11 protein-coding genes are annotated in these 12,292 nt (G+C 41.0%); 9 read left to right on the top strand and 2 right to left on the bottom strand.

Annotated features, from left to right (window positions below; translation table 11 throughout):
* The first annotated feature begins 93 nt into the window (after window positions 1-93).
* Complete coding sequence (locus tag BA70_RS08305) at window positions 94-723, top strand: LysE family translocator (RefSeq protein WP_034320638.1); 630 nt, start codon at window positions 94-96, stop codon at window positions 721-723.
* 113 nt (window positions 724-836) lie between these two features.
* Here BA70_RS08305 and BA70_RS08310 read toward each other — a convergent pair whose 3' ends face one another.
* Complete coding sequence (locus BA70_RS08310; protein ID WP_239646644.1) at window positions 837-2,213, bottom strand: DUF3238 domain-containing protein; 1,377 nt, start codon at window positions 2,211-2,213, stop codon at window positions 837-839.
* 89 nt (window positions 2,214-2,302) lie between these two features.
* Here BA70_RS08310 and BA70_RS08315 point away from each other — a divergent pair, with 89 nt between their 5' ends.
* Together BA70_RS08315 and BA70_RS08320 are read left to right on the top strand one after the other, a co-directional pair.
* Window positions 2,303-2,638 carry a UPF0715 family protein gene (locus tag BA70_RS08315; RefSeq protein WP_239646646.1) on the top strand — a complete coding sequence of 112 codons (336 nt, stop codon included), beginning with the start codon at window positions 2,303-2,305 and terminating at the stop codon, window positions 2,636-2,638.
* A 449-nt stretch (window positions 2,639-3,087) separates the two neighbouring features.
* Window positions 3,088-3,846: a YqcI/YcgG family protein gene (locus BA70_RS08320; protein ID WP_034320644.1), complete on the top strand. Its 759-nt coding sequence runs from the start codon at window positions 3,088-3,090 to the stop codon at window positions 3,844-3,846.
* Here the strand turns inward: BA70_RS08320 and BA70_RS08325 are convergent.
* Entirely contained in the window at window positions 3,841-5,157 is a 1,317-nt protein-coding gene (locus BA70_RS08325; protein WP_034320647.1) for an amino acid permease, read from the bottom strand. The two genes, BA70_RS08320 and BA70_RS08325, sit on opposite strands and share 6 nt — an antisense overlap.
* 112 nt (window positions 5,158-5,269) lie before the next feature.
* On the opposite strand from BA70_RS08325, the gene BA70_RS08330 reads away from it, so the two are divergent.
* The 6 genes from BA70_RS08330 to BA70_RS08355 all read left to right on the top strand — a co-directional run bounded on the left by BA70_RS08330 (window position 5,270) and on the right by BA70_RS08355 (window position 12,278).
* Window positions 5,270-5,866 carry a DUF1989 domain-containing protein gene (locus tag BA70_RS08330; RefSeq protein ID WP_034320650.1) on the top strand — a complete coding sequence of 199 codons (597 nt, stop codon included), beginning with the start codon at window positions 5,270-5,272 and terminating at the stop codon, window positions 5,864-5,866.
* A gap of 198 nt (window positions 5,867-6,064) precedes the next feature.
* Window positions 6,065-6,886, top strand: a complete 822-nt coding sequence (nadE, locus tag BA70_RS08335) for an ammonia-dependent NAD(+) synthetase (RefSeq protein ID WP_034320652.1) — start codon at window positions 6,065-6,067, stop codon at window positions 6,884-6,886.
* 518 nt (window positions 6,887-7,404) lie between these two features.
* On the top strand, window positions 7,405-8,262 hold the full coding sequence (locus BA70_RS08340; protein ID WP_078061677.1) for a citryl-CoA lyase: 858 nt from the start codon (window positions 7,405-7,407) through the stop codon (window positions 8,260-8,262).
* Complete coding sequence (locus BA70_RS08345; protein WP_034320657.1) at window positions 8,259-9,692, top strand: aldehyde dehydrogenase family protein; 1,434 nt, start codon at window positions 8,259-8,261, stop codon at window positions 9,690-9,692. The genes BA70_RS08340 and BA70_RS08345 overlap by 4 nt, the downstream gene beginning before the upstream one ends.
* A gap of 13 nt (window positions 9,693-9,705) precedes the next feature.
* A complete protein-coding gene (gene aroD, locus BA70_RS08350) occupies window positions 9,706-10,479 on the top strand; it encodes a type I 3-dehydroquinate dehydratase (RefSeq protein ID WP_034320660.1) in 774 nt (257 codons plus the stop codon).
* Window positions 10,480-10,517: 38 nt separating this feature from the next.
* The gene (locus BA70_RS08355) at window positions 10,518-12,278 is read left to right on the top strand and encodes a thiamine pyrophosphate-binding protein (protein WP_034320662.1); all 1,761 of its coding nucleotides are present in this window, start codon (window positions 10,518-10,520) and stop codon (window positions 12,276-12,278) included.
* Window positions 12,279-12,292 lie beyond the last annotated feature (14 nt).

Here is a 12,292-nt window from a genome sequence, read left to right on the forward strand (position 1 = left end):
AAAGTCCAACTGAAAAGATGACAAAGGACTTGTACTAAAACACAGAAGGTTTGAATAACATGTACAAGTCAGCATCAAAAGGAGGACGTCTATGTGGCGGTGTTTTTTGGTTATATCTTTTTAGGGTTGTCACTTTCAGCGCCTGTTGGGCCAGTCAATGCAGCCCAGATCGACAGAGGGATAAAAAGTGGGTTTTGGCACGCATGGATTTTTGGTGTGGGGGCTATGGCTGCGGATATTGTCTATATGGTCCTCATATATTTTGGTGTCGCCCAGCTTTTGACCGCACCTCTTGTGAAAACTTTTTTGTGGCTGTTCGGCTTTTTCGTTCTGACCTATACCGGTATTGAAAGCCTTCGTAAAATCAATTTGCAGGAGAGCCCGAAAAAGGACGGAGGAAACACATCGGTCGGACATTCGTTCATGACAGGGTTTTTCATTTCTCTTTCCAATCCGCTCAGTATTTTATTTTGGCTTGGAATCTATGGCAGTATTTTGGCCAATACGATCGAAAAGTATGGGGCTTCCCAAATGCTGATGTACAGCATCGCTATTTTCATCGGCATGCTCTTATGGGATTTCTGTATGGCGCTGCTCGCCAGTACGTTTAGACGGTATTTAAATGAACGGATTTTGCACGGCTTATCCGTTCTGGCAGGTCTTTCTTTACTTGGTTTCGGCGCCTATTTTGGGTATCAAGGGATTATGGCGTTGATTGGGTAGTCTTATGCAGAATTACTTTCTGAAGGTCATAGTTTAAAATTAATTTTTTACTTAAAAGATTGGAACACGAAAAGCCCTGTTTTGTGTACAGGGCTTTTCGTGTTGTTAATAGATTAAAAAAGCTCCACTTTCCAAGATTTTTTAGCTTTTAGAAACCATAATTCCTGAAAATCATTTTTTGACTTTACAGCGTATTTATAGATTGTGGTACTTGTAGAAGATTTGGGCGTGCTTATATAAAACTCGTGATTTGGAGCTTTATCATGTTTTCCAGAAATATATGCCATTCCTTTAGTCATTCCAACATTATAGCTGTAATCAATTTTAGGATAGTAAGATCCAAATGGTATACCAACAGAATGTACAACAGTCCATTGAAGAAAACTTTTTTGTTTGCTATCGATATATAGTTTTATCCCTGAACTGCTTGCTGTTTTTTTAGCTAATACCTTTGTACATGCTGCGTCTTTGCACCTTAATGATGGTGATACAGTTTTAAACATATTAATGTTGGTTGGTCCAGTGAATTGGGCGTTAACGCTTGACTCAGTCCTAAACTTATTAGACGTGGCTGAAAACCCTCTATTATCACCTTTTAAAAATGTTTTCTTAAATTCAGGTTTAGGGTCAGCTACGGATTTGAAAGGAATAAAAGTTCTATAAGAAAAATTGTACATATTATCTTTTGGTAATTTTGCAAGTGTAGATATTTCAGATTTTTTATCAGCAATTAGTTCATTTAATACTGATTTTTTAGAGTTTAAATAGCCTTCTTCGTTTTTAGGTATATCTACTATTGTTGAGAGTGAACCTTCAATATCCATGAGTTCTTCTTTTGCTTTACTAGATAGAGTTGTAACTGATTTTATCTTATTAATTCTTTTCAAAAATTCCTTTTGCTGTTCTTTTGATGGTTTTACGCTAACATTTATTGAATAGTTATACCTTTTCCCGCTTGTCACATTACCATCTATGAAGCTTAAATTTGTTGTTTCCCCAATTTTTTTGTAGTCCCTGTATATTTCAAATATTCCATCCTCGTCAGGAAGGTGATTCCAAGATAACTTTACGTTATCAGCAGTTGCTTCAACATTTATATGACTATTTTTAATTTTATCGTCCATTAGCTTTTCAGCATATGAATCTTCATTGTTCTTTACTGAAGCTAATTGAATTTTCTTTTCCTGTTTGTCGTTCATTACGTTGAGAGTAATAACCTTTTTTAATTTATTTTTCTGATAAATTCCAATTTTATATTTATCTCCAATGTTGGAGATATCACTTTTAAAAGTGTTAGAAGGGCCTTTATAAACTAATTGTCCATTCTTAATAAATTTATATGTATCACCAGGTTCATTTAATTTTAGAGTCACTTGGCCGTTCGATACAGTTTTTTCTAAACTCGAAATACCTTTAGCATGAGATGTATTGGTTGGGATTGACAGGTATAAAAATATCATAAATAATAATAAAATAAATTTTCTTTTCAATTTTAGGATCCTCCGTTCGTAAATAAATTAAATGAAAAGGGGTAGTTTCAATGCGAATTTTCAAGCCTATTTTTAAGTATATTTGTATGATGATACTCTCTGTTATAACAGCTACTTTTTCTTATATTCTTATATTTAACCCAACAAATATTAGTTTAGGAAACTTTGAAGTGACAAGTATTTTTATTTTTTTTGCGTACGTCGTTTTTGCTACACCAATACAATTCTTCTTACATCGAAACCCTCAAAAGTTTAATTTGCTTCACTTAATTATTTATTTTGTTTTAGCTTTTATTGTTTGTTCAATACTAGCTTTATATATTGATTATGGTCTTGTTGTTTTTATTAGTTTTAAAGTGTATCTTTTTAGCTTTCTTACAGCTCTTATTTTTTGGACGTGGGATTCTCTATTCTTAAAGAAATAAACATAATATTCTTACCTCCTTTTTCTTAAATTGCAAAATTAAGGATAACTAAAAATGGGACAAGTATCAATGGTTTTAAGAGAATTTTAAGGTAACATCATTTTGATATCTAAATATCTTAAAATTTCATCCTTCTTTGTTTAATATCAATGTATTAAAATTGAGTGAGATTTCTGTCCATTAGAATATTGGAGAATTACCGTTTTGAATACAAGTAGATATAAAATTTATTTTTATAATTATATTTATACAAAAATGTTAACCATATTAAAAAAGCAATAATATTTGAAATCTGATCGTCCACCATAGAATAAAAGAAACAAATACCTGCTCAATTTGAATGGAAATCCCCATCTTGTCATACGCAAGGAAAGTCGTTGAAGGACAGTCACCAGAGTTCTTCTTCCTCATAGGCTATGAAAAAGAAGCTTAAAACGAGGTGGAAGGAAATGGCCCAGCTGTATGCAAAAAGTTGCCTTGATCAAAATCTACGATCACTAGAAGAATGGAAGCAGGACGCTTTCACACAATTTGGAGAGATGGTCGGAGATGAGGCAGATACATTCCCTTGTGTACCAGGAAGACAAGGATTTTTCCTTGATCATTTACGTTATGGTTTTGTCGGTGACCCGAGGGGAGAAGAAGCAGTCAATGAGCTTGCAGAGCTGTTAAGGGCTTATCAAAGCTGTTCAAGACAAACCGGTCAATATGCTTCATTCATCTGCTTTTTTGAAACGCCTCAGGACTTGGAAGAAAGTTCGATTGAAGAGTTTGAGGATCAGTTTTGGTCGCTCGTTCAACGATTACATCAAAAAGATGAAATGAAATGGCCTGATGACATTCCGGCAGATCCTGAACATCATGAATGGGAGTTTTGCTTTCATGGGGAGCCTTATTTTATTTTATGCGCGACACCTGCTCACAAGCTCAGAAAAAGCCGTCACTTCCCTTATGTCATGATGGCGTTTCAGCCAAGGTGGGTGTTTGAGAAGATGAATGGTTCGACCACATTTGGACAAAAAATGAGCAAACTTGTTCGTAAGCGGCTCAAGGCGTATGATCAAGTAGACGTACACCCTGCGTTAAAATGGTACGGGGATCAGAAAAATTTAGAGTGGAAGCAATATTTCCTCTCAGATGATGAGGCGGAGAAACCCGACTCCGCCAAATGTCCATTTACTGCTTTAAAAAACATGATGAAATTATGATGCGGTCTGATCCTGTTTCCATTTTTTCTTCATAAATAGCACCATGATGGCAATCACTGCAATGATCCCAATACTGATAAAAAAGCCTGGTCGTCCGCTTGCCTCTGTCAATGTGCCTGAAACGGCGGCTCCAATTAAGAGCAGCGCAAGAATCATTTCGCACGTTTGGCGAGTGGATGGCTTTGATAGCTTTTTACTTGAGAACAGGATGAACACCCATGTGTACAGAAGGGTAAGACCGGCTGCTGTTGTGAGATGCTCATAGATGTGTTTGGACAAAAAGAGTGCAAGCAAAATCGAGACAATTAATCCAGCAGCAGTTAAGATAATCGAAGACCATCTGACATGAGCTGGGTCTTTTTGTTTAAAACAAGCAGGTGCATCTTGATGCTCCGACATCGTGCCAAGTAGCGTCGTGACCGCATAGAGAGAGGCAACCAATGTAGAAAAACCGGCAATAATGAAAATGCCATTAAAGATATGAAGAAAGATCGACAAATGGAACGGTTCTAAAGATGTAATAAATGGACTGCTGTTCTCGTTAAAGGCTGTCACTGGGACAAGCAAGAGAGCAAGTCCGATTGAGACGATATAAATGACCGCTAGAATGATCAGCATGACTCGTCCAGACTTTGCAGCACCCTTCGGGTCCTTTAAATGAACCGCCATCAGACCCATGACTTCAATTCCCCCAAATGCATAAAACGCATAAATCAATCCATTCCAGAGACCAAGCGGACCAAGCGGCATCCATTCGTGATCTTTGTTTGGCAGATGGAGGGCCGGTTTATGATCTGTGAGAATACCGCATAAAACAAGGACGGCAAGGATCATAAACAGCAGAATCGCTCCGGTCTTCAGCACCGCAAGGACATTTTCAGTCTTTTGAAAAGAAGAAAGCCCAATGATAATCACGAGCAGGGCGAGAGCGGAATAAATCGCCGAAAACACCCAAAGCGGAACGGATGGAAACCAGTGACGGGTAAAAAGAGAAATCGCTGTCAGCTGACTCCCTGTAATCAGCATTTCTGCAAACCAATACACCCAGCCATTGCTAAAACCTGCCCAGCGTCCATATGCTTTACGAGCATAAGAACAAAACGACCCTTTATCAGGATTTTCGGCTGTCATCGCAGCCAAATGTTTAAAGACGAGATATGTGCCGACTGCAGCAAGCAAAAAAGAAATGCAGACGGAATAACCGGACTTTGTAATGGCGATGCTGGAACCAAGGAAGAACCCAGTGCCAATTGTACAGCCGACTCCGATGAGAGAAAGCTGCCACCAAGATAAAGATTGTTCTTCTTTCAATGCAAGTGCAACACCTTTCTATTTCAATGACATTAGCTTGTGACCGCCTCTTTTTTTTATACATGATCAAAGGGATGTTTTGGGCATACTGTCATGGAAAGGAGTGCATGTGATGAACGCAGAATATGTGATTTTACCAAAGGATGGACACGGCTTTCGTTTAGGAAAAGGCCAATGTATGCGAGTAGTCGATGTCGAAGGTCAGCAAGTAGCAGATGTGATGGCTTATCATGAAAAGGATTTTTATGAAAAATTTGATCAAGGCGCTACAATGGACAGCCTGTTCTCTTCCAAAGTGAAAAAAGGCGATAAGCTCTATTCTAATTTATATAAACCGATGTTTACGGTCATTGAAGATACAGTAGAATGCCATGATTTATACATGCCTGCGTGCCGGCAAGAAATGTATCAGCTCTTATATGGCCGGACACACTTAGAGGTCATGCATACATGCTACGATAATCTTCGTACAGCCTTTGAGCCATTTGGTATCCCGAAAGAAGATATGTACTATCCTTTTAATGTCTTTATGAATACAGTCATTGATGAAAAAGGAAAGCTGTCTGTAGAACTGCCAAAATCACTCTCCGGTGATTACATTCGACTCCGAGCAGAAATGGATCTCATTGTGGCAGTGTCCGCATGTCCAGCAGATATAGGAAAGTGCAATGGTGCAAGCTGTACATCCATACGGGTAGAAATTGATTGAAAATGAAAGGCCAGTCAAAAAAGACCTTGGTCTCTTTCGTTTGTGAATGTTTGATCATTTATGAAAAAGGGGAACGTCTAATAAAATATCCTTCATGAAAACATGCTATAATGAAGACTCTAAAATCGTTGTCAAACCAATTAAATTGAGAGTAAAACCTGTTCTCTTCATGTAGAGGATGCTTAGGAGGAAAAGTGTATGAGTTTGCAGAAAAAGATCAGCCAAGAGTTGCATGTGCAGCCCTCAATTGACCCAAAGCAGGAGATCGAAAAACGGGTTGGATTTTTAAAGGATTACTTGAAAAAAACCGGCGCAAAAGGCTTCGTCCTCGGCATTAGCGGCGGACAGGATTCAACGCTTGCTGGTCGTCTCGCTCAGCTGGCTGCATCTGAGCTGCGTCAAGAAGGAAAAGAAGATGCTGTCTTTATTGCGGTTCGTCTCCCGCATGGCGTGCAGCAGGATGAAGACGATGCTCAGCTGGCTCTATCATTTATACAGCCGGACAAGTCGTGGAAATATGATATTGCGCCTGCGGTGACTGCATTCAGTGATCAGTATCAAAAGGAAACAAACAAGCCGCTGTCTGACTTTAATAAAGGGAATGTCAAAGCACGCATGAGAATGATCGCACAGTATGCCATCGGTGGAGAGGAAGGGTTACTTGTCCTCGGTACAGATCATGCGGCTGAAGCAGTGACTGGTTTCTTCACGAAGTATGGAGATGGTGGTGCAGATGTTCTGCCGCTCACAGGTCTGACGAAACGCCAAGGACGGACGCTGTTAGAAGCTCTTCAAGCGCCAGAACGCTTGTACTTAAAGAAACCAACAGCCGATCTGCTGGATGACAAGCCTCAGCAAACGGATGAAACAGAACTCGGTATTACGTACAATGAAATTGATGATTACTTAGAAGGAAAACCAGTTTCAGATCACGCTGCTGAAGCAATTGAAAAACGCTATGTTCAATCAGAACATAAACGCCAAGTACCAGCTTCAATGTTTGATGACTGGTGGAAATAAGAAAATGCCTGAAACCTCTCCTGTGACGGAGAGGTTTCAGCGTGTAGACAAACCCTCGCATTCGGTGTCAGTCCTGCGCGCCGGTGCTCACGAATGTCAAATTCGCTCCGCTCCGGTGCTCGTCCTTCCTAGACTTCAAAGGTTTTCAATCACGCTGAAAAGAAGACAAAGGGCTAAAATAAACATCATTTTAGCCCTTTGTCATTAATCTGAACCTCTCCTGTGATGGAGAGGTTTTTTAGTTTCAGTAAATTTGACAGAATAAGCAGAACATGTTTCATTAAATTAGTAGAACGATCTACTTACGTCTGTTTTACTAAATAAAGGGTGGATTTTTGGATAAGATGGTGAAATGATTAGTTCGATTCACTTAATTTATCACCAAATGACTGTATTTTCAGAAAAAAGATTGACGGCAAAAACGAATGCGCTTACAATGAAATCACATTCCAAAAAGTGAAATCAGATTCCACTAGACGGAATAAGAGGAGCTTCATCTCCAAAAATAAGCTAAAGGAATGAGTCACACAATGAAAAATCGCAGTGCACTGGAAATATACAAAGAAGGGGGCGCTTGGTGGGAGACAGAGATTAGTGATATTCAGAAAAACTCAATTGAGCTACGAGGGTATCCAATTGAAGAGCTCATTGGCGAATTGTCATATCCACAGATGCTTTATTTATTGCTTGTCGGAGAATTGCTAGATGATTCCAAAGCTGCCCTTTTTGAGAGTGTTCTTGTCGCAGGTGCAGACCATGGACCAAGAGCACCATCTATTGCTGCAGCAAGAATGGCCGTTACTTGTGGCATTTCATTTAATTCCTCTGTAGCGACAGGGATGAATCTATTAGGTGATATTCACGGCGGTGCCGGCGAAAAGGCGATGCGTATGCTGTACGAGGCAAAATTAATCTACGATGAAAACAAAGATGTAAAATATGCGGCAAAGCAAGTGTGTCAGGATTGGTTAGCCCGTAAAGCCAAGATACCAGGTATCGGCCATCAGCTGCATGATGATGATCCGCGGGTGAGACGTTTATATGAATTGAGTCAGTCATATGTCGAGCACGGTCATATTAGTGGGATTTACTTGCGGTTAGCGGAGGCAATCAGGCACGAACTTGAAAACCGAAAAGGGAAAAAAATAACGATGAACATAGATGGCGTATCAGCTGCGATTCAATGTGAATTAAACATCCCGGCTGAAGCAGCAAAAGGCATCTTTTCCTTATCAAGAGGAATGGGCATTGTGGCGCACGCATACGAGGAGCTAACAAAGGGAGCCCTTGTAAAAGGACCTTGTCCAAATGAAGAAAAACTGGTTCGTTACGTTGGGCATGGAACGCGTCATTTGAAGGAGGGTGAGACAATTTGAGCGAATTGAAAGCGTTGTCATATGTGGATGGAGATTGGCTTGAAGCAAACCGTGAAAAAGAGGACATCATCAATCCTTACTCTAGAAAGACAATCGGCACATCTTATTTAGCGTCAACAGAAGATATAGAACACGCACTGACTGTTGCACAGCAAATCAAAAAACAACTAGTGGGTATGTCAGCGTTAGAGCGTTCGACTCTTTTGAAAAAAGCAGCTACATTGCTAGAAGATCAAAAAGAATATTTTGCGAAACTCATTTCTTTAGAATTAGGAAAGCCGCTTAAAAACACACGAGATGAAGTCTCGCGATCTATTGAAACGTTAGTGCAATCAGCCGAAGAAGCCAATCGATTAATAGGGGAGACCATTCCTGGTCATGTATCATCTCGCGGACAAGGAGCAATGGCGATGACATTTAAAGTGCCAGTTGGTGTGGTGTTAGCCATTACCCCTTTTAATGCACCACTCAATCTCATTTGTCACAAAATTGGTCCTGCTTTTGCAGCAGGGAATGCCATTATTTTAAAACCGGCTCCGCAAACATCAGCGGTTGCCACAGCATTTGTCAAACTGCTGCTTGAAGCGGGATTCCCTGAAAAAAGCGTGCAGCTCATTATCGGTGGAGTAGATGCCGGAAGACAATTAGTGACGGATGAAAGAACAAATCTTGTTTCTTTTACCGGAGGCGCAGTCGGCGGGGAACATATTTCTAATTCCGCTGGATTGAAAAAGGTACTACTAGAGCTTGGTGGAAATGGAGCTACTATTGTCCATCATGATGCGGATATTGAAAAAGCTGCATCCCTTTGCGCAAAAACGGGTTTCAGTAATTCTGGTCAAAGTTGTATTTCCGTTCAACGAATTTATGTCCACAAGGAAATCCTGGAAACATTTACTGAGACACTAAAAGCAAAAGTGGATCAGCTTATCGTTGGAGATCCACTGTCCAGTGAAAGTGATATCGGCTGTATGGTTGATGAACAGGCAGCAAAACGTGTAGAAGTTTGGATACAAGAAGCAGAGAAAATGGGCGCTAGCATCATTTCTGGAGGACAAAGAAATGGAGCAAGCGTTAGACCAACCATTTTGCTAAACCCACCGAAACAGGCCAAAGTCGTGTGTGAGGAAGTATTTGGTCCAGTTGTCAGCATCCTTCCTTATGAAGATTTAAATGAAGCGATCAAAGAAGCAAATGATAGTCGCTACGGTTTGCAAGCCGGAATCTTTACGAGCCAGCTGGATGTGGCGTTACACGCAGCGAAAGAGCTTGAAACTGGGGGCGTGATCATCAATGGGACATCGAATTTCAGATTGGATCACTGGCCATATGGCGGTATTAAGCGAAGTGGTATTGGAAGAGAAGGTCCACGTTTCGCCATTGAAGAGATGACGGAAACCAAAATGGTCGTCCTTCCAGAAGGTATATAAGGGGGAAGCAGGTATGGATGGAAATGCATTTCAGCACAAGCTGAAAGTCGTGCAGGCAGGTGGTCGGCCGATGGTTTGTACTCCATTAATAGGGCAAACAAAGGAAGAACTGCTTCATGAACTAGAGGTGTTAGCCGAGAAGAGACCAGATGTGATTGAGTGGCGGGCGGACTTTTTTACGAACCTCCATGATAAGGAACAAGTATTAGAGACCCTTCATTGGCTGAAAGACAAGGCACAGGGAATTCCAATTTTGTTCACCATTCGTTCTGAAAAGGAAGGTGGCGAAGCAATATCGCTTTCAGCGGAAGAAAAGGTGACGCTGCTTGAAACGATATGTGCCACTCAGCTTGTGGAGGCCATTGATTATGAATTGATGCATGATGTGACATATATGCAGAAAGTCAGTCAAGCGGCCAAAAAGAATGGGGTGACCTTGATTGTCTCTTATCATGATTTTGACAGTACGCCTGAAATCACTCGTCTCGAGCAAATATTCGCTAATGCGGAATCGGTTGGCGCTGACATTGCAAAGATAGCTGTGATGCCGCATTCATATGAGGATGCATTAAAGCTGCTCTTTGCAACCAATAATGCCAAAAATCAATTGAAGGTGCCTCTCATCTCAATGGCAATGGGAGAGTATGGAACTTTTACAAGAATGATTGGCGGACTTTTTGGGTCAGTGATGACCTTTGCCGTGGGGAAGGAAAGCTCAGCCCCTGGTCAAGTCGCAATACAAGAGTTGAATACCGTTTTATCTGTTGTGTTTTCAAAGAATGAGTGAGTATTAGAGTCATAGCGGCACCAAGAGAGGAGAGAAATATGAAAAAGAATATATCATCACAGGTCATTCAGTATTTAGAAAGCCGGGGAGTCGAGCATATTTTTGGCCTCTGTGGTCATACGAATATTGCTTTTCTATCAGCGCTTGAAAAAAGCAGTATCAAATTTGTGAATGTGAGACATGAACAGATTGCTGCACACGCGGCAGATGGATATGCAAGAGCGAAGAAACAGACATCTGTTGTTCTCAGTCACTTAGGACCGGGACTAACGAATGCGGCAACAGGAGTGGCGAATGCAGCACTTGATTCCATTCCAATGGTTGTTATTGCAGGAGATGTCCCAAGTCATTACTACGGAAAGCACCCACACCAAGAAATTAATCTTCATTCCGATGCTTCTCAATATGAAATTTATCGACCGTTTGTGAAAAGAGCATGGCGTGTCGACATTCCAGAGTTATTCCCAGAGATTTTGTCAAAAGCATTTCAGTTAGCCGAAAGCGGTCGTCCTGGACCAGTACTCATTTCAGTTCCGATGGATGTGTTTTCAAAGGATTTAGATGTATCTCTATTTAAACAGATTGAACATCATACACACACAATAGAGAAACCATCTATTGATGATCATACGGCAAATCGTATCATGGACCGATTACTACAGGCTGAAAAACCACTTTTATATGTAGGAGGAGGCATTTTACTAGCCGATGCCGCAGAGGAATTAAAGGCATTCTCTGAGCATCTCAGTATCCCTGTTGCCCATTCCTTAATGGGGAAAGGAGCGATGCCGGATGATCACTCAATGACCCTTGGAATGACCGGATTTTGGGGCACAAAGTTCATCAACGATCAGTGTAAAGAGGCGGACTACATTGTCGCCTTAGGAACACGTTTTGCTGAAGCGGATGCAAGTTCTTGGGAATCGGAATATACATTTAACTTCTCAACAACCAAGCTGATCCATATCGACATTGACCCGAATGAAATTGGACGGAACTATCCAGTAGAAATTGGAGCTGTAGCTGATCTAAAGCAGGCGTTAACCGTGCTGAACCGTGTGGCGAGAGAAAGACTGCCAGAAGGTTTGGATCGACCTGAATTGAAAAAAGACATTGCTGCATATCGTGAGGAATTTCGCGAGAGCAATTTGACGAATATTCAAGATGAATCCTTCCCGATGAAGCCGCAGCGTATTTTGCAGGAAGTACGTGAAGTATTGCCTGCAGATGCTTTTATTACAACCGATGTTGGCTGGAATAAAAATGGAGTAGGACAGCAATTCCCTGTGTATACACCAGGTACGATATTAACACCAGGTGGGTTTGCGACGATGGGATTCGGAGCACCCGCAGCACTTGGAGCAAAGGTTGCACAGCCTGATCGTGTCGTTGTGTCACTTGTTGGAGATGGCGGGTTTGGTCAAAACCCATCTGTTCTGGCAACAGCCGTGGAAGAAAACATACCTGTCGTGTGGATTGTGATGAATAACAGTGCGTTTGGGACGATTGCTGGCTTACAAATGGCACATTATGAGACGACGTATGGCACGGTCTTTAGAAAAGATGGTGAGAGCTATTCTCCTGACTTCGCCGCCATTGCTAGAGGTTATGGAATGAAAGGGATAAAAATCACCCGAGCTGCTGAATTCAAAGAGGCATTAGCCGAAGCGATCTCATCTCAAGAGCCGTGTGTGATAGATGTGGCAATGAAAAATGATCCTGTGCCTACCGATGGTCACTGGAATATTAATGATATTTATTCACCAAATACAAAACGCTCACATGTCAGTGTGAATTAAAAAATAGGAGGAAT

The organism is Bacillus zhangzhouensis, from assembly GCF_000715205.1.
In the GTDB taxonomy this organism is placed as follows: domain Bacteria; phylum Bacillota; class Bacilli; order Bacillales; family Bacillaceae; genus Bacillus; species Bacillus zhangzhouensis.

What these genes read in the sequence shown, in the direction of transcription:
- nadE (WP_034320652.1), top strand. Translation starts at nt 6,065, where the DNA reads ATGAGTTTGCAGAAAAAGATCAGCCAAGAGTTGCATGTGCAGCCCTCA.
- BA70_RS08315 (WP_239646646.1), top strand. Translation starts at nt 2,303, where the DNA reads ATGATACTCTCTGTTATAACAGCTACTTTTTCTTATATTCTTATATTT.
- BA70_RS08340 (WP_078061677.1), top strand. Translation starts at nt 7,405, where the DNA reads ATGAGTCACACAATGAAAAATCGCAGTGCACTGGAAATATACAAAGAA.
- aroD (WP_034320660.1), top strand. Translation starts at nt 9,706, where the DNA reads ATGGATGGAAATGCATTTCAGCACAAGCTGAAAGTCGTGCAGGCAGGT.
- BA70_RS08320 (WP_034320644.1), top strand. Translation starts at nt 3,088, where the DNA reads ATGGCCCAGCTGTATGCAAAAAGTTGCCTTGATCAAAATCTACGATCA.
- BA70_RS08355 (WP_034320662.1), top strand. Translation starts at nt 10,518, where the DNA reads ATGAAAAAGAATATATCATCACAGGTCATTCAGTATTTAGAAAGCCGG.
- BA70_RS08330 (WP_034320650.1), top strand. Translation starts at nt 5,270, where the DNA reads ATGAACGCAGAATATGTGATTTTACCAAAGGATGGACACGGCTTTCGT.